The sequence below is a fragment of the Denitrobacterium detoxificans genome (assembly GCF_015062615.1).
GTDB classification, from domain to species: domain Bacteria; phylum Actinomycetota; class Coriobacteriia; order Coriobacteriales; family Eggerthellaceae; genus Denitrobacterium; species Denitrobacterium detoxificans_A.
Genome location: NZ_SUUH01000002.1, coordinates 140426 through 158039, shown reverse-complemented (window position 1 = coordinate 158039; position 17614 = coordinate 140426). Strand labels below are relative to the sequence as shown.

General features: G+C 57.3%; 18 protein-coding genes. 8 read left to right on the top strand and 10 right to left on the bottom strand.

The features are described from left to right. Window positions 1-20 precede the first annotated feature (20 nt). Genes rplC through rpsL form a run of 5 tightly spaced genes read right to left on the bottom strand, consistent with a single transcriptional unit; the run spans window position 21 to window position 4009 of the window. On the bottom strand, window positions 21-641 hold the full coding sequence (gene rplC / locus E7002_RS03405; RefSeq protein WP_066663294.1) for a 50S ribosomal protein L3: 621 nt from the start codon (window positions 639-641) through the stop codon (window positions 21-23). Window positions 642-655: 14 nt separating this feature from the next. Next, a complete protein-coding gene (gene rpsJ / locus E7002_RS03400) occupies window positions 656-964 on the bottom strand; it encodes a 30S ribosomal protein S10 (protein WP_066663296.1) in 309 nt (102 codons plus the stop codon). Window positions 965-1007: 43 nt separating this feature from the next. Then, on the bottom strand, window positions 1008-3110 hold the full coding sequence (gene fusA / locus E7002_RS03395; protein ID WP_303727503.1) for an elongation factor G: 2103 nt from the start codon (window positions 3108-3110) through the stop codon (window positions 1008-1010). An 11-nt stretch (window positions 3111-3121) separates the two neighbouring features. After that, entirely contained in the window at window positions 3122-3592 is a 471-nt protein-coding gene (gene rpsG / locus E7002_RS03390) for a 30S ribosomal protein S7 (RefSeq protein ID WP_066663301.1), read from the bottom strand. 42 nt (window positions 3593-3634) lie between these two features. Continuing rightward, window positions 3635-4009 (bottom strand): 30S ribosomal protein S12, encoded by a 375-nt coding sequence (gene rpsL, locus E7002_RS03385; protein ID WP_066663304.1) that lies wholly within the window; start codon window positions 4007-4009, stop codon window positions 3635-3637. Between the two features lie 483 nt (window positions 4010-4492). On the opposite strand from rpsL, the gene E7002_RS03380 reads away from it, so the two are divergent. Continuing rightward, complete coding sequence (locus E7002_RS03380) at window positions 4493-4930, top strand: universal stress protein (protein ID WP_303727502.1); 438 nt, start codon at window positions 4493-4495, stop codon at window positions 4928-4930. 95 nt (window positions 4931-5025) lie between these two features. On the opposite strand, the gene E7002_RS03375 is transcribed toward E7002_RS03380, so the two are convergent. The 5 genes from E7002_RS03375 to E7002_RS03355 form a co-directional block, all read right to left on the bottom strand. After that, window positions 5026-6477: a DHA2 family efflux MFS transporter permease subunit gene (locus E7002_RS03375; protein ID WP_303727501.1), complete on the bottom strand. Its 1452-nt coding sequence runs from the start codon at window positions 6475-6477 to the stop codon at window positions 5026-5028. A gap of 252 nt (window positions 6478-6729) precedes the next feature. Next, a complete protein-coding gene (locus E7002_RS03370) occupies window positions 6730-8403 on the bottom strand; it encodes an AMP-binding protein (RefSeq protein WP_303727500.1) in 1674 nt (557 codons plus the stop codon). 24 nt (window positions 8404-8427) lie between these two features. Beyond that, window positions 8428-8979: a helix-turn-helix domain-containing protein gene (locus E7002_RS03365; protein WP_303727499.1), complete on the bottom strand. Its 552-nt coding sequence runs from the start codon at window positions 8977-8979 to the stop codon at window positions 8428-8430. 230 nt (window positions 8980-9209) lie between these two features. After that, a complete protein-coding gene (locus E7002_RS03360) occupies window positions 9210-10145 on the bottom strand; it encodes a manganese-dependent inorganic pyrophosphatase (RefSeq protein ID WP_303727498.1) in 936 nt (311 codons plus the stop codon). A gap of 37 nt (window positions 10146-10182) precedes the next feature. After that, window positions 10183-12519 carry an ATP-dependent helicase gene (locus E7002_RS03355; RefSeq protein WP_303727497.1) on the bottom strand — a complete coding sequence of 779 codons (2337 nt, stop codon included), beginning with the start codon at window positions 12517-12519 and terminating at the stop codon, window positions 10183-10185. A 305-nt stretch (window positions 12520-12824) separates the two neighbouring features. Between E7002_RS03355 and E7002_RS03350 the strand changes: the two genes are divergently transcribed. The 7 genes from E7002_RS03350 to E7002_RS03320 all read left to right on the top strand — a co-directional run bounded on the left by E7002_RS03350 (window position 12825) and on the right by E7002_RS03320 (window position 17584). Next, window positions 12825-13952, top strand: a complete 1128-nt coding sequence (locus E7002_RS03350; protein WP_303727496.1) for a 5-methyltetrahydropteroyltriglutamate--homocysteine S-methyltransferase — start codon at window positions 12825-12827, stop codon at window positions 13950-13952. 229 nt (window positions 13953-14181) lie between these two features. Next, window positions 14182-14487, top strand: a complete 306-nt coding sequence (locus E7002_RS03345; RefSeq protein ID WP_303727495.1) for a helix-turn-helix domain-containing protein — start codon at window positions 14182-14184, stop codon at window positions 14485-14487. A gap of 9 nt (window positions 14488-14496) precedes the next feature. Further along, window positions 14497-15060 (top strand): ImmA/IrrE family metallo-endopeptidase, encoded by a 564-nt coding sequence (locus tag E7002_RS03340; RefSeq protein ID WP_303727494.1) that lies wholly within the window; start codon window positions 14497-14499, stop codon window positions 15058-15060. Window positions 15061-15231: 171 nt separating this feature from the next. Then, entirely contained in the window at window positions 15232-15888 is a 657-nt protein-coding gene (locus E7002_RS03335; RefSeq protein ID WP_303727493.1) for a DUF4417 domain-containing protein, read from the top strand. After that, a complete protein-coding gene (locus E7002_RS03330) occupies window positions 15888-16313 on the top strand; it encodes a hypothetical protein (RefSeq protein ID WP_303727492.1) in 426 nt (141 codons plus the stop codon). Before E7002_RS03335 ends, E7002_RS03330 begins: the two co-directional genes overlap by 1 nt. Beyond that, window positions 16310-16495: a hypothetical protein gene (locus tag E7002_RS03325; RefSeq protein ID WP_303727491.1), complete on the top strand. Its 186-nt coding sequence runs from the start codon at window positions 16310-16312 to the stop codon at window positions 16493-16495. The genes E7002_RS03330 and E7002_RS03325 overlap by 4 nt, the downstream gene beginning before the upstream one ends. Window positions 16496-16981: 486 nt before the next feature. Next, window positions 16982-17584, top strand: a complete 603-nt coding sequence (locus E7002_RS03320; RefSeq protein WP_303727490.1) for a tryptophan transporter — start codon at window positions 16982-16984, stop codon at window positions 17582-17584. The last annotated feature ends 30 nt before the right edge of the window (window positions 17585-17614 follow it).

Below are 17614 nucleotides of genomic sequence, written 5' to 3'. Positions count from 1 at the left end.
AATGTGTTAACTCCTTGGGTTTAGGCCAGGCGAACGCGGACCATGGCGTTCTTGCCGCCGGGCACCGCACCCTTGACCAGAATCAGGTTCTGCTCTTCGTTGACGGAAACGACCTCGAGGTTCTTCACGGTAACCGTGTCGCAGCCCATGTGACCAGGCAGACGCAGGCCCTTCAGAACGCGGGAAGGCGTAGCGCACATGCCCACAGAACCGGGAGCACGATGGAAGTGAGCACCGTGTCCACCAGGACCACCAGCGAAGCCGTAGCGCTTCATGACGCCAGCGAAGCCCTTACCCTTGGAGGTGCCGGTGACGTCGACGAGCTTAGCCTCGGAGAAGTTGGCAACCGTTACCGTGTCGCCCACCTTGTACTCGGAAGCGTTTTCAACGCGAACCTCGCGAAGGTGACGGACAGGCTCTGCGCCCTGCTTGGCGAAATGGCCAGCCATGGGCTTGTTGACCTTCTTTTCCTTAATGGTGCCGAAGCCCAGCTGCACAGCCTCGTAACCGTCGGTCTCGGCGGTCTTGACCTGGCAGATGGTGTTCGGGGCAGCCTGGATGACCGTTACGGGAACAACCGTGTCATCCTCGGCGAAAACCTGGGTCATGCCCAGCTTAGTACCGTAGATAGCGTTAATCATGCTCTGCAAACCTCCTACAGCTTGATCTCGATGTCAACGCCAGCAGGAAGATCGAGGCGCATCAGGGAGTCGACCGTGTTGGCCGTGGGCTCCAGGATGTCGATCAGACGCTTGTGCGTGCGCATTTCGAACTGTTCGCGAGAGTCCTTGTTCACGTGCGGGCCCTTCACGACGCAATACATATTGCGCTCGGTGGGCAGCGGAATAGGACCGGATACCTTAGCACCAGTCTTCTGGGCGGTGTCGACGATGAGCTTGGTGGACTGATCCACGATCTCATGGTCGTAGCCCTTCAGGCGGATGCGAATCTTTTGATTAGCCACTTTGTATAACCTCCGTTATGAAGCGAAACGTAAGCCTTCGGGCTTAAGCGTTACCGCCAGCCTTGCTGATGATTTCTTCTGCCACGTTCTTCGGCACCTGGTCGTAGCTATCGAACTGCATGGTGTACGAAGCGCGGCCCTGCGTACCACTGCGCAGGTCGGTTGCATAGCCGAACATCTCGCTCAGAGGCACCTTGGCGTTGATGACCTTGGCGTTGCCGCGGTCGCCCATGCCCTGAATCTGGCCACGACGGCTGGACAGGTTGCCCATAACGTCGCCCATGTACTCTTCCGGCGTTTCGACTTCGACGCTCATCATAGGCTCGAGGATGACCGGGTTGGCCTTCTTCAGAGCGTTCTTGATGGCCATGGAGCCGGCAACCTTGAAGGCGGCTTCGGAGGAGTCGACCTCGTGGTAAGAACCGTCGACCAGCTCGACCTTGACGTCGACGACCGGGTAGCCAGCCAGAACGCCGTTGTTGAGTGCTTCCTGGATGCCCTTGTCGACCGAGGGGATGTATTCCTTGGGAATGGCACCGCCCACAATGTTGTTGACGAACTCGTAGCCTGCACCCTGCTCCTGCGGAATGAGGTTGATGACGGCATCGCCGTACTGACCACGACCACCGGACTGGCGGACGAACTTGCCCTGCACGTTGTCGGCGCGGGTGGTAGCCGTCTCGCGGTAGGCAACCTGGGGCTTACCCACGTTAGCCTCGACCTTGAACTCGCGGAGCAGACGGTCGACGATGATTTCCAGATGCAGCTCGCCCATGCCGGCGATGATGGTCTGGCCGGTTTCCTCGTTGGTGGAAACGCGGAACGTCGGATCTTCCTCGGCGAGCTTCTGCAGAGCAACGCTCATCTTGTCCTGCTCGGCCTTGGTCTTCGGCTCGACCGCAACGTCGATAACGGGGTCGGGGAATTCCATGGACTCGAGCACGATGGGAGCGTTCTCGTCACACAGCGTGTCGCCCGTGGTGGTGTTCTTCAGACCAACAACGGCAACGATGTCGCCGGCGGCGCAGTTGTCGAGGTCGATACGCTGGTTGGAGTTCATCTGCAGCAGACGGCCGATGCGCTCCTTCTTGTCCTTCGTGGCATTGACCACGTAGGAGCCAGCCTCGAGCTTACCGGAGTAAACACGCAGGTAGGTGAGCTTACCAACGAACGGGTCGGTCATGATCTTGAATGCCAGAGCGGAGAAGGGAGCCTTCATATCGCTGGGGCGCTCGTCTTCCTCGCCGGTCTCGGGGTTCGTACCCTTGATGGCGGGAACGTCGACGGGGCTGGGCAGGTAGTCGACAACAGCGTCGAGCAGTTCCTGAACACCCTTGTTCTTGTAAGCGGAGCCCACGAACACGGGGTTGATCATGTTGCCGATGACGCCCTTGCGCAGAGCAGCCTTCAGTTCCTCGACCGTGATCTCTTCCTCCATGAGGACCTTCTCCATGAGGGCGTCGTCGCAGTCGGCGGCAGCCTCAACGAGTTCCTGGCGGTAGAGCTCGGCCTGCTCCTGGAATTCAGCAGGAATGGCATCCATGGCCTCGGGGTAGGTCATGCCCTTTTCGTCGGCCTTGAAGTCCCAAGCGGTCATGGTAACCAGGTCGATGACACCCCAGAAGTTGTCTTCGGCACCCATGGGAACCTGAGCGGCAACAGCCTTGGCGCCCAGACGATCGCGCATGGTGTCGATAGCATGGAAGAAGTCGGCGCCAACGCGGTCATACTTGTTGATGAAGGCGATGCGGGGTACGCCGTAGCGCACGGCCTGACGCCAAACGGTTTCAGACTGGGGCTGAACGCCAGCAACGGCGTCAAACACAGCGACGGCACCGTCGAGGACGCGCAGGGAGCGCTCAACCTCGGCCGTGAAGTCTACGTGGCCTGGGGTGTCGATGATCTGAATACGGTAATCCTTACCGTCCTTCTTCCAGAAGCACGTGGTAGCAGCGGAGGTAATGGTTACGCCGCGCTCCTGCTCCTGAACCATCCAGTCCATCGTCGCGGCGCCATCATGCACCTCGCCGATCTTGTGGGTCTTGCCCGTGTAGTACAGGATACGTTCCGTCGTGGTGGTCTTACCGGCATCGATGTGAGCCATGATACCGATATTACGAGTATCCTGAAGCGTATTCTTAGCCATGCTAGATCCCCCTAGAAGCGATAGTGCGAGAAGGCGCGGTTGGATTCAGCCATCTTGTAGAGGTCTTCACGACGCTTAACGGAAGCGCCCTGGTTTTCGGCGGCATCCATGATTTCAGCGGCGAGACGCTGCTTCATCGTGTGTTCCTTGCGCTTGCGGCTGAAGTCGACGATCCAGCGGATAGCGAGCGTGGTGGCACGACGGGAGTTGACCTCCATGGGCACCTGGTAGGTGGCGCCGCCGACACGCTTCGGCTTGACTTCCAGCGTAGGACGAACGTTGTCCATGGCCTTCTTGAACACGGACAGGGCGTCTTCGCCCGTCTTTTCCGCAACGATGTCGAATGCACCGTAGACGATACCCTCGGCGGTGGACTTCTTACCGTCGAGAAGAACCTTGTTGATCAGCTGAGTGACCAGCCGATTGTTATAAACTGCATCCGCCTTGACTTCGCGGCGGGATGCTGCTGCACGACGCGGCATAAAGCTTCCTTTCGTTACTTACTACTAGTAGTGTTGCTTCGCTTATTTCTTCGGCTTCTTGGCGCCGTAGCGGCTGCGAGCCTGCTTGCGATCGGAAACCGCAGCGCAGTCGAGAGCAGCGCGGATGATCTTGTAGCGAACACCGGGGAGGTCCTTAACACGACCGCCGCGGATGAGCACCATGGAGTGCTCCTGCAGGTTGTGGCCTTCGCCGGGGATGTAAGCGGTAACTTCCATGCCGTTTACGAGGCGCACACGGGCGACCTTACGCAGAGCCGAGTTCGGCTTCTTCGGCGTGGTGGTGTACACGCGCGTGCACACACCGCGCTTCTGGGGGTTGCCCTTCAGCGCAGGGGTCTTCTTCTTGACGACCTGGTCGTGGCGGCCCTTGCGGACCAGCTGGTTAATAGTAGGCAAAGCGATTACTCCTTCTGTATCCTGGTCACCCGAAGCAAACCACCCCGGGCACCTTGCCCTTCTTCTTCACTAACGGGTGCGTTCAGCTGTTACGCACACGAAAGTAAGCGCCCCAGCGGGACGCGAAGTGGTACTTTACTATCCCCCATAGTACCTGTCAAACGCCACGCGCCCGGGCGTATCCATACCTGTGAATTAGAATTACCCCAGGTAAAAGGATATATAAAGACTCAATCGACGACTCCCCCACCCTGTTGTTCGCAGAATCTTCAAGAAATGTGTTGACATTGCCGTAAAAGACGGAATTCCCACTACGCAAGGGACGCGAATACGCCCGTGCGGCAACACTATATATGTAAGAAGCCCCTTCGCCTCTCGGGGGCGAAAAGTATCACTATGGCGTATAAAACTCCCATCGTTATCCACCCACGTTGAAAAGCGGTACAATAAGCAGGCAATTACACAACGAGGAAAGGGATTACCATGCCAGCTGGATATCAGCGCATCTTCTGCGCACTTGATGGATCTTCCGCCCAGGCCGCGGTTGCTCGCAAGGCTGTTGCCATGGCTTCCGACAACAAGGCCGCCCTTCGATTTGGCCACGTGGTCGATGCCGTGCCGAGCGAAGCGAGCGCCATCAATTTCCAAGACCTGTGCGAACAGGCCAGGCAGGAAGCCGAGCGTCAGATCGCCGACATCCTGGAAGAGGCGAAAGCCGACGAGAACATTCCCAGCGTGGAAGTCGTCGTCGAGGCCGGTTCCATCAACGACACGCTCGACAACCTGCTCATCGCCCCGTTCGATCCCGATCTGGTCATCTGCGGCGCGCGTGGCCTCTCCAGCATCAAGTATGCGTTCGTGGGCAGCGTAAGCACGCATCTCATTCGCACGCAAGAGTGCGATGTCCTGGTAGTGAAGTAACGCCAGAAGACACCATCATCTACACAAAGGCGCCCCGGATTCCTCCAGGGCGCCTTCTTTATGCCCGTACGAAGACGGGCGTATATCATCGAGCGCTACGCAGCCTGCGGCGCCGTAGAGGATTCGACCTCACGCACGGTTTTGCGCGGATCGGACAGGCGGAGGGACAGGATGAGCCCCACCACGGCAAGCGCGAACACCAGCAGGAACACCCAGTGCGATCCATTCGAGAATGCAAGCGACGCGTCCGCCGCCCCCGAAGCGCCCTGCCCCGCCATGAGCAGACTCGTGGCAACGGCCGTGCAAATTGCGCCACCGACCTGCTGAAGCGTATTCTGCACCGTCGTACCATCCGTGGAAAGACGAGCGGGAAGCGCGGCAAGACCGTGCGTCTGCACGGGCGACATGGCCAGAGGCACGCCCACCATCATCACTGCATGCGCGGCAATAACGAACGCAAGCGGCGTTGCGGGCGTAACGGTAAGGAACATGCCCGCAGCCACAACCGAAAGCGCAAAGCCCGCGAGGGAGAGCATGCGTGCGCCCATCTTGTCATACAGGCGACCAGCAACCATGCTCACCAGGGCATTCACGATGCCACCGGGAAGCAGCAGCATGCCCGTGACGGCAACGGGAACCAGCATGGCATTCTGGTAAAACTGGGGCAGAATGTACATCGCCGAAAGAGTAATGCCGAAATTCACGATCATGAGCAAGGTGCCAATGCGGAAGCCACGCACCTTGAAGACGTCCATATTGATAACGGGAGTGCTCATGCCCATCTGACGACGGCCATACGCAACCAAGCACAACGCACCCACGATAAGGGACGCAAGCACCGGCACCGAAAGCCAGCCGAAGCTCGAGGCGCTACCAGCGCCAAACACCACCAGGCCAAAACCGGCGCACGAGAGCAGTACGGAGAGAACGTCTACATGGGGACGCGTTACCTCAAAGGCGTTCACTTCGAACTTCACGGCGAACACCATGCCAACGGCAAGCACGATCACGAAGCTGAAGAAGATCCAGCGCCAGGATAGCGCACCCATGATAATGCCAGCCAGCGTGGGGCCTACGGCAGGTGCGAACATGATGACGAGCGCGGTGATGCCCATGGCGGCACCCAGCTTATGGGGAGGAATAACCTGCATGACCATGCTAAACATAAGCGGAAGCACGATACCCGTTCCTACGCCCTGAATGCAACGGCCAACGAGCGCAACGGCAAAATCGTTGGCAAATCCGCTGATGAGCGAACCCACGATAAACGCACCCAGTGCGAAGATGGTAAGCTTGCGCGCGCTTGCCCACTTCAGGAGCAAGCTCGAAAACGGCATGCACAAGCCAATGACGAGCATGTAGCCCACTACCATCCACTGCGTAAGCGAGCTATCCACGCCGAATGCAGCAGAGAGCTGCGGAAGTGCGATGTTGAGCGCGGTCTCGCTATACATGCCGGTAAAGCCAGCCAGATACAAACCCATGAGCGCGAGATACGGGTGCGCAACCTGCACGCGCGCCTTGGGCATTTCGTTCATCTGATTCATGAAGAGCAAGTACCTCCTTCTGCTTGCAGCAGGACAACGAAAAAGGCGGATGCCGTAACCTAGCTCGTTACGACATCCGCCTTCGCGAATTCAGTGCCCTCACTGCGCTATCTCTATAACAGGTGGGTACTTTACGACAAATGGCTCATCGCTCGTAAGCGTCGTCATACAAGCTCCATCTTTGCTTTACGCCTCCATGAAAAGGGCCCTTGCCATAGCAAGGGCCCTCCCAAAGCATGCTACGCAGGTGCGCTAATCGGCAATGCCGTCATTCGTGCGAATGAGCTTGCGCTTGATCTTCCCACCCACCGTCTTCGGGAGCTCGTCGACGTATTCCACGATGCGCGGATACTTATAGGGAGCCGTGGTCTTCTTCACGTGATTCTGCAGCTCCTTGGTGAGCTCGGGCGTGCCCACGTACCCACGTGCCAGCACGACCGTCGCCTTCACGACCTTGCCGCGAATGGGATCGGGCGCAGCGGTAACGGCGCATTCCACGACCGCGGGATGCGCAACCAGCGCGCTTTCCACTTCGAAGGGGCCAATGCGATAGCCCGAGCACTTGATGACGTCGTCGTTACGCCCCACGAACGACAGATAGCCATCGGGGTCGCGCCATGCCATGTCATGCAGGTTGTAGTATTCCCCACCCAGGGCTTCCTTCGTGCGCTCCGGGTCGCCAAAGTAGCCCACGAACAGGCCCGGCGGATACGCATCCTTCAAGTGGGTAACGCAAATGGCGCCCTCTTCGCCGTCGGGGACGAAGTTGCCATCGTCGTCGAGCAAGCGAATGTTCAGAAGCGGGCTGGGCTTGCCCATGGAACCGGGACGCGGTTCGAGCCACGGAAACGTTGCCACGAGCACGGGGCCTTCCGACTGGCCAAAGCCCTCGCGAATCTTCTTGCCGGTAAGGCGTTCCCACGCAACGGTGACCTCGGCATTCAGAGGCTCACCCGCCGTAGCAAAGTTCTGAATGGAGGACAGATCGTAACTTGCAACGTCTTCCTGCAGCATGAAGCGGTACATGGTGGGAGGCGCACAGAATGTGGTGAGCTTGTAGTCCTGCATGACCTGCAGAAGCTTCGCCGGAACGAACTTCATCATGTCGTAGCAGAACACACAGGCGCCCGCCATCCACTGTCCATACAGCTTGCCCCAGCCAAACTTGGCCCAACCGCTGTCGGTAACGCTCATGTGCAGCTTGTTCTCCTGAACCTGCTGCCAGTACTTCGCGGTGATGATGTGGCCAAAGGGGTGCTTGAACGAATGTTCCACGGCCTTGGCGTTGCCCGTAGTGCCACTGGTGAAGTACATGAGCATGATGTCGTCGATTTGCGTGGCCGCATCGCCTTCGGGGCGCTGCCACTCGGGGCTGGCACCGGCAATGAGCTCGCTGAACGACAGCCAACCCTCGCGCTCGCCACCGCACACGATCTTGCCCTGCACCGAGGGGGCGTCCTGAAGCGCAAGCTCCGTCTGCTCGCAAACGTAATCATCGTTCACGCAGACCATCATCTTCACGCCTGCCAGATTGCAACGGTAGGCAATGTCCTTGCGCGTAAGCTGAATGGTTGCGGGAACCACCGTTGCGCCAATCTTGCACAGCGCCATGGCGCACACCCAGTATTCCCAGCGGCGACGCAGAATCATGAGCACGACATCGCCCTTGCGAATGCCCTGCTCCCAGAAGACGTTGGCCATCTGGTTGGACATGCGCGAAATATCGGAGAACGTGAACTCCTTGCGATCGTCGTTATCATCCACCCAAACCAGAGCCTTCTTTTCGGGCTCCACGCGCGCCCACTCGTCCACGACGTCGTAGGCGAAATTAAAGTTCTGGGGAATGTTGATCGTGAAGTTCTCGAAGAAATCCTCGTACGAATCGAACTCGATGCGAGGACAGTATTTACTCAAAATGTAATCCACAATGACTCCTGGCTACACGTTCGGCTACTCGGCAATGAAGGTGAGGAACTTGGCGGGTTCGCCGCCTCCGCACCGCTGGCCATGAGGGTGCATGGGGTCGAAATAAGCCGAATCACCTTCGTTGAGCTGGTACTCTCGCCCATCGTAGGAAAGAATGACGGAGCCTTGAACTACGTAATTGAACTCCTGGCCACCGTGGGTAACCAGTTCCGCAGGGTCGTCGGAGGGGTCGAGCGTAACCATGAGCGGCTGCATGATCTTATGCGAGAAACGCCAGGCCAGATCTTCAAAATGATAACCTGGAAGGCGGTTCACCTCACGACCGGCACCAGCCTTGACCACCTGGATGTTGGTCAGGCGCGTTTCACCACCCGTAAGGATTTCGGTGAACTCGACGCCGAACTTGTTCGCCATGTGATAGATGGCGGAAATGGGTACGTCGGCACCCGTCTCTTCCCATTCAGTGTACGTATCGACATCTACGCCAAGCTCGGCTGCCATGGAATGACGCGATACCTCGCAGGCCTCACGGAGACCCTTGATGCGTTCGCCCAGCTCGCGAAAATCGTCTTGCATAGTCTTACCCCCTTGGGAAGTGTCGGGACCAGTGGCAATCAGTGTAGCGCACTTTAGTATGCGAAAGTGCCAAGGGCGCAAATCGTCACATGAGCGACGCATTGGGGCTGAAGAACGGCACGAACGGCCCTGCGAATTGGCGAAAGCATTAATTCAGGCACGAAAAAAGCTCGCCCCGCGACATGGCGAAGCGAGCTTGCGGTTGCTATGCGGCGGAAACCGCGCGAAGGCTAGTTGGCAGCCAGGATGGGAGCGGCAACCTGCTTCTTGCGGGACAGGATGCCATCAATCCAAACCGTCTTGGAGCTATCGATTCCGAAGACGCTATCCACGACGGCATGGTTACCCTCTACCAGGAAGTTGCTGCCCTCGGCCAGAATGTCGGTAACGAGCACGAGCACGAAGTCGTAGCCCTTTTCCTCCTGCAGCTTGCGCATGTAGGCACGAGCTTCCTCTTCGCGCTTCATAGCGCCTTCCAGGTCGACCGTTTCGTGCTGGGCGATAAGCACCGTAGTGGATCCCACTTCGAATTCCTTGGCGTCGGCGCCCACGTACTTCTCGATGGGCAGATCGGCTTCGCCGCCACGGCACTTGAAGAGCTGTTGGCCAAACTCAACGTACTTCTTGCCCGTGATGCCTTCCAGGTAGGCAATCTGCTCTTCGTCGACCTTGGTAGCCGTGGGGGACTTCAGGATGACCGTGTCGGTGAGGATAGCGGACAGCAGCACATTTGCAATCTCGACCGGAATCTCGATGCCATGCTGACGGCACATGGAAGTAATGACCGTGCACGTGGAGCCCCAGGGGCGAACCGTCATGTAGATGGGGGCAGCGGTGGCAACGTCGCCAATGCGATGATGGTCCACGATGCCCACGACCTCGGCATCAGCCAGCCCATCGACGGCCTGCTTCAGCTCGTTGTGATCGACGAGCATGACCTTCTGGCCGGCTTCCACATGGTCGATCAGACGAGGAGCGTCGATGCCATTCTGCTCGAGGTTCCAAGCCGTCTCGGGCGGAAGGGGGCCGAGGCAGACAGCCTCGTACACATCATCGCGGCCCTGGCGACGAGCCAACTCGTTCTCGAAGAACGCCAGGCCGACAGCGGCCGAGATAGCGTCGTTGTCCGGATTCTTGTGTCCCACAATGATGATGGGTTCTGCCATGGGATTTCCTTCCTTTGCAGCTTTCAGGCTAAATGGATTACTTTCCGATTTTGACAATTGGAGCGTAGTCTTTCAACAATTTTTTGGTGGAACCGCTCTTCGAGAAGCGAATAGAGAGAGTATCTCCATCTACCTTCACAACGCGACCACGGCCAAACACCTTATGATCCACGATGTCGCCGATGGCAAACGTAACACCTGCGGCGGCCTTCTTCTGGGGAGCCTTCGGGGCCGTATGCACGCGCTTCGACGTGCCACGCGCGCTGGACGTACCGAACACGCGCCCCTGCCCCGCTTCCGCGCCACTGCCGGAAATGCCGCGGCGACTGCCTCGCTTTTCCCAGCCCGTGCCCGAAAAGCCCGACGAGCCAAGACCCGTGGTGGAGAGCAACTCGGAGGGAATCTCGGCCAGGAAGCGCGAGCGGGGATTAGCCTGCGTCTGGCCAAACAGCTTACGCTGGCCCGCGCAGGTAAGATACAGACGCTTACGAGCGCGCGTAATGGCAACGTAGGCCAAGCGACGCTCCTCTTCTATGCCCGCACCGTCGTTCATGCTGCTCATATGCGGGAAGATGGTTTCCTCCATGCCCGCGGTAAACACGTAGTCGAACTCCAGACCCTTAGCGGCGTGCACCGTCATAAGCGTAACGGCCGTGCCGTCGTCACTCATGGTATCCAGGTCGGTACGCAGCGTAACCCACTCGATGAAGTCGGAAAGCGAGTTGCCGGAAAGCACGCGAACGGGTTCTTCGCCCAACTGTTCCGCACCTTCCCCACCGGCAACAGGCGCGGCGAACTGAGCATCGGAATCGTCGTGCGTAGCGGCGAATTCGTCGACTACGCCCAGGAATTCCTTGATGTTCTCGGCTCGGCCACGCGACTCGTCGGTATTCTCCTCTTCCAGGGCACGCACCAGGCGGCTCTTGTCAATGACCATCTCCACGAGCTTGCGCAGTTCGCCTTCCCAGAACGACGTCTCCATGATGAGCTGGGTAAATTCACCCAGCGCACGACGCGTGGCGGGGCGGAAGGACTCGTCGGCGCAAGCCAGCTGACAGGCCTCCAGGAACGTGCACGCGTTTTCGATCGCCATCATGTCGATGCGCTCGACGGTGCTCTTGCCGATGCCGCGTCGCGGCACGTTGATGATGCGCTTAGCCGCCATGTCATCGGCAGGGTTCACGGCAAGCGTGAGGTACGCCATGACATCGCGAATCTCGGCACGATCGAAGAATCGCGTGCCGCCCACGATGCGATACGGAACGCCCGCACGCAGCAACATATCTTCAAGTGTACGACTCTGCGCATTCGTGCGGTAGAACAGGGCGAACTGGTTGTAGCTCGCACCCTTGCCATGCTGGCGTTCAATCTCGCCGGCAATCCAACGCCCTTCGTCGCGCTCGTCGCTGGCCAGGTAGACCTGCACCTTTTCGCCCTCTTCGCCCGTGGAGATGAGCTTCTTGCTCTTACGATGCACGTTGTTGGCGATAACGGCGTTGGCGGCGTTCAGAATGGTGGCCGTAGAACGGTAATTGCGCTCCAGCTTCACCGTGTGAGCGTTCGGGTAATCCTTCTCGAAATCCAGGATGTTGCGAATGTCTGCGCCACGCCAGCTATAAATGGACTGGTCGTCATCGCCTACGACCATAAGGTTGCGACGCTTGGCAGCCAGCAGCTGACAGATGGCGTACTGGGCACGGTTGGTGTCCTGATACTCGTCGACCATGATGTAGCGGAAACGATCCTGGTACGCCTCGAGCACCTGGGGATGATTCTTGAACAGCAACCACGTAAAAACAAGCAAGTCGTCGAAGTCGAATGCGTTCGCCTGGCGCAGGCGCTTCTGCAGCTCGTCGTACACGCGGGCCGCCACCTTGGCAATAGGGTCGGCAGCCTGAGCTTCGAACTCGCCAGGGAGCACGAGTTCATTCTTCGCCGAGGAAATGCGATTGCGGATGGCGTTCACCGGGAAGCGCTTCGGATCGATGTTCTGCTGCGCCATGATGTCCTTCACCAGGCGCTTGCTGTCGTCGTCGGCATAGATGGTGAAGCTATTCGAAAAGCCCAGCACCTCGGCATTCGCACGCAGAACGCGCACGCACATGCTGTGGAACGTGGAAACCCACATGCCACGGACGGCCGGCCCCACGATGCCATCCAGACGCTCGCGCATTTCGTTGGCCGCCTTGTTGGTAAATGTAATGGCCAGAATCTGCCAGGGCGGCACGGAAAGGTCTTCCACCATATGGGCAATGCGGTACGTAAGCACGCGCGTCTTGCCGCTTCCGGCGCCAGCGAGAACGAGCAGCGGACCTTCGGTGCATTCCACCGCTTCGCGCTGCTCGGGATTGAGCGAATTCAGGTCGATTGCCATGTGCTCCCCATCGATAACGTGATTTCATCTGTGTCGTAGGCCATTTACTTTACTTCATAACGAAGCACGCCCCGCGGGATGGCACAAAGTAAGCAGAGCCGCCAAAGATAATGGGTACGCATGGGATTTCCGGAAATCCCACGATATGGGGGTGCAAATGAGGCATCGAAACGAGATGGACAAGCGGCCACCTGGGCATATACAGGCAAAGCCGATTACGGGTTATAGGATTTCCGGAAATCCCAAGCGGCCCCTTCGCGCGTATACTAGCAGGCAACGCTTTCACACTCAGGAAAGGACGCCCCATGGCCATTGCCTACGATAAGAAGACCCCGCATCGTTTCGACGTCGTTGGAAGCTTCCTGCGCCCCGCCGCGCTGCGCGAAGCGCGCGCCCAATTCGCAGAGGGAGCAATCTCCCGCGAGGAGCTTACAGCCGTAGAAGATGACGCCATCCGCGACCTAGTGGCAAAGCAGCAGGCAGCTGGCCTTTCCACGATCACCGACGGCGAGTTTCGCCGTGCTACCTGGCACCTCGACTTCATGTGGGGTTTCACAGGCATAGGCCATGCGCCCACCGAAACGGGTCTCCCCTTCCACGACGAAGCGGCTATGCTCGACGACACCTTCGTAACGGGCAAGATTCGCCTGGAAGGCGAGCATCCTTTCGTGGCTCACTATCGCTTCGTACGCGACCTGGAAGACGAGAATACGGTCGCGAAGCTCACCATCCCCGCACCGGCACAGTTCCTAGAGCAGCTCATCATGCCGTTCAACGCCGAGCGTACCCGCGCATTCTACGCGACCGACGAAGAGGTCGCCGACGACCTGGTGGCTGCCTATGGCGCATTCATCAGCCAACTCTACGAGGCAGGCTGTCGCAACCTACAGTTCGACGACTGCTCGTGGGGCATGCTCTGCGACAAGCGCGCACCCCTGTTCTTCGGCACCGACGAAGCGGGCATCGAAGACGTGAAGGAGCAGCTGCTCGCCGTGAACAATCGCGTGCTCGACGCACGCCCCGAGGGTCTTACCATCAACACGCACGTCTGCCGCGGAAACTTCCACTCCACCTACGCCAACGAAGGCGGTTACGAAGCCGTGGCAAAAACGCTATTCGCACGTGAGCACGTTGACGCGTTCTTCCTGGAATTCGACGACGAACGCTCGGGCGGCTTCGAACCGCTGGCAAGCGTTGCAGAAGGCAAGCAAGTCGTGCTAGGCCTCATTACTTCGAAGCGCCCCGAGCTTGAAGACAAAGACCAGGTCATCGCACGCATCCGCGAAGCATCGAAATACGTTCCGCTCGACCGCCTATGCCTCTCGCCCCAATGCGGTTTCGCCAGCTGCGAAATTGGCAACAAGCTCACCGAGGACGAGCAATGGGCCAAGATCGCCCTGGTCCGCGAAATCGCCGAGGAGGTATGGGGCTAAGCGGATCACGTAATTGCAAAACGCTTGAAAACGAGCGACGCATCCTGAAACACTCAGGGTGCGTCGCTCGCATTTGTACGTAACGATTTTGGAAATCACATCCCCTTATAGTCGAAACGGAGCTTTTCGAGCATGACGCGATTATTGTGACTTGACCCCGAGATTCCCTGTCATTACAATTACCAATAGATGGTAATTATTACCATCTAATAGGAGGAAAGGAATCGCCATGCCTTCATTTGTCGGGAAGCGAATTGAGCTCCTGCTCAGGGAAAAAGGAATGAGTCAAAAAGAACTAGCCGAAAAGACAAACCTCACCCCAGCCGCCGTGAGCCGTTACATCAGCGGGGCACGCGAGCCACGCCCGATTACCATAGCGGCAATAGCCAAAGTTCTCGACGTCACAACGGACGAAATCATTGGCACAAAGATAGAGCAGGAAACTGACGAGGCAATTCGGCTGATTGCGCGTAACGCCAATAATTTAACTGAAGCTCAACGCGAAGAGCTCATCGCCGCATTGGCAAAACGATAGGGGAAGCATTTGCTTAAACGCGCTCGACAAATTGAAATCGAAACCGCAGTGGTGGAATTGCTCGAGGACTACGATATCAAGACGTACCCGATAAGCATTTCAAAAACAGCCAAAGCGCTAAGAATCAATCTCATACCCTATTCGGCTTTACCCGAAAGGGAAAGAAACGCAGCACTATCAGCATCCAACGACGCGTTTACCTACAGAAATGCAGACTTCAGCATAATCGGCATTGCCGTAAACGACGAAATTGGCTCTAATTTCTGCAGGGCTCGCTTCTCCGGTGGCCACGAGATAGGGCACGCATTTCTTGGTCACGAACCAAATACCCCTCATTGCGAAGAAGAAGCAGACTATTTTTCCGGTTACCTTCTCGCTCCGCACCCCCTAATCCTAGTCAAACCATCTAATGCCTCCATCGAAGATCGCTTCGGGGTCAGCAAGAAATGCGCTGATTTCGCCGCGGATCAGGCAGTACGCCGAGATAACGAAAACGCCCCTTGGAGGCATCACGAACGGTGGCTTCTCGAAAATGCAACTTGGAAAGGAGGCGGTCTCTTTGGACGCGCATAAATAAAGGGCCGTTTCTGTTGGCGCAGAAACGGCCCGTCGGGTCATCGAGGACCCACAAGACACCAAGCAGTATACAGCCTTTTAGGCAGCCTGCCCACCCCTCGATGGCCCGAACGGACAAAACCAATCGGTATACATCTCAACGTCGCACCGCGACAGAAAGAAGGGGCTATGGGCTCACTATCCAATTACGACATCTTCCACACACGCTACTACTCGGGAGCGACCTATGCGGGAGACTATGAAATGCCCATCATCAAGGGCACGAATCAAATACCGGAGCGACTCATTCGCTTTTCCGATTCTAAAAACAAAAAGAGAGACGACCCATCGGCCTGGGTAGTTCCGTACGAACACGACAAGCAGCTTCGGCCCTTCTGGCGAAACGCGTTCAAATACATGGATAAACTGCTTGAGCATCCAGGTATCGTTTCCTGGGATTTCAGCATGTATCGAAACATGCCATTTGCAATGCAATATTGGAATTGCTTCAGAAGTCGTTTACTTGGAAGCCTCTATGAACGCTACGGGGGAGTATGCATTCCGAACATCAGACCAAGCGACCGACGGAGTTTCGCTTATTGCTTCGACGGCTTGCCCACCGAAGCAACAGTTGCAATGGGCACGTTGGGAGCCTTGAAAACATACGAAGACCACATCGCTTTTACCGCATGCGTTGACGAAATCGTCAAGCGGCTGAGGCCCAAAAATATCATTGTGTATGGATCGGCACCAGAGAGAATCTTCTACTCGGCGCTAGAATCGGGAGTAAACGTTGTTAGCTTTCCAACGCAAACGTCCCTCGCCCATGCGAAAGGAGGGAACTAATGGGTGGCGGAGGAGGATACGGGCTGGACTTTGGAGCCACCTGGGGATCCGGAAGACTGCCGCTGTCAATAGTTGAACCCAGCGCCATACCGCAAGAAGATATCCAGATTGGACGCAGCTTAGGATGCAGGGCCTTAAACTACGACGTAAAAGACCCGCGCACAGGAAAGGTTTACAAATTCCTGGAGGGCTCAAAAATATCCAATGTAGAAGTCTTCGCGGGCAAAGGAACGCGAAACAAGCTCAAGCCACAAGTCGCCGAAGGCCTAAGCAAGCAAATTGGTGGGAAACCACGCGACTGGAAGCACGTCAAAGGAGTCGGAACTCTCGAATACAAGGGCAGGACGAGAAAAGCCGAAGTACATTGGTTCGAGGCAAGCGGACAACCTAAAGTGAAATTCAAAGTAAAGGAGTGGTTATCGTGAAAGTAAGGTTCCTCGGTGAAACGACTTTTCTCGAACTAACACAGGGTAAAGAATATGAGGTACTTTCGATTGAAAAAGAATGGTTCCGCTTGGTAGACGATAGCGGTGAAGACTACCTTTATCCCCCTGACGAATTCGAAATCGTTGAGCCGAATGACGGGACAACACCTGTATCCCTATAGAAATCGCCGAAGAAGTGTGGGGCTAGGCACTACCACTTGGCGCTATCGCCTACCCCTTTTGAAAAAAACTTGTTGACAGCGGCAAATCAATGCCCTTACACTTCGTTTCAATCGAATAGCTCGAAACCGTTGAGGCGAAGATCAAGCCAATCGGGCACTCACAGAGAGCGAGGGATGCTGGAATCCTCGCAGAACGCCAATTGGTAAATGGATCGCCGAGGGAAAGGGGAAAGGCCAACCCATAGGAAGGCCGAGTATCCGGACCGTGAGCCCGCGTTAGAGGCAGAGCATGTGATGGCATGTTCACGAGTGGGTTTCCGCAAGGAAACCAAGCAAAGGTGGCACCGCAGGTTGAATGGCCTGCCCTTTGAAGCTCCAAGCCGGAGTTTTGAAGGGCGGGCCATTTTTTATTTGCGCGAAAACGACTTCGAGGCATTCGAACCTAGCAACCGGTCGCATAAGCGACCACAACCGAAAGGAACAGCAATGTCCGAAGTAACCGCTACCCCCGCAGGCCAGAAGCGCACCGTAAACGCCGTCGCCCAGAAAAAGGACGGCCTGAGCACGCAGGACCTCATCCTCATCGCCGTTTTGCTGGCAGCCGGCGCCGTGCTGAAGCTCACCGTGGGCTCCATGCTTGCCTCGTTTGGCATGAAGCCCAACTTCATCATTGCCATGTACTGCCTGGCCATCATCCTCACGCGCCCCAAGGTGGGCCAGGCCGCTATCATCGGACTCATCGCTGGCCTCATCTGCCAGCTGCCCATGCTCAACGCCACGCCGGGCCTGAACATCATCTCGGAAGTGCTGGGTGCCCTCGTATGCGGCCTGCTTGTAAAGGTCCCCATGCGCATTGGCGGTAAGGCCGACATCAATCCCATCGTCAACACGTTCATTTCCACGGTGGTCTCCGGCGGAACCTTCGCCCTCATGGCCATCTACATCAACGTGGTAAGCAACGCCAACAGCCAGACCACCTTCGCGGCAGCCGTAGGCGCATACGCTCTCATCGTACTGGGCACCGCCACGTTCAACGCCATTCTGAACCAGGTGCTCGTGCCCATCATGCGCAAGGTGCTGAAGAAATAGGCTGGCATCACGAGTTTCACCTCACAGGAG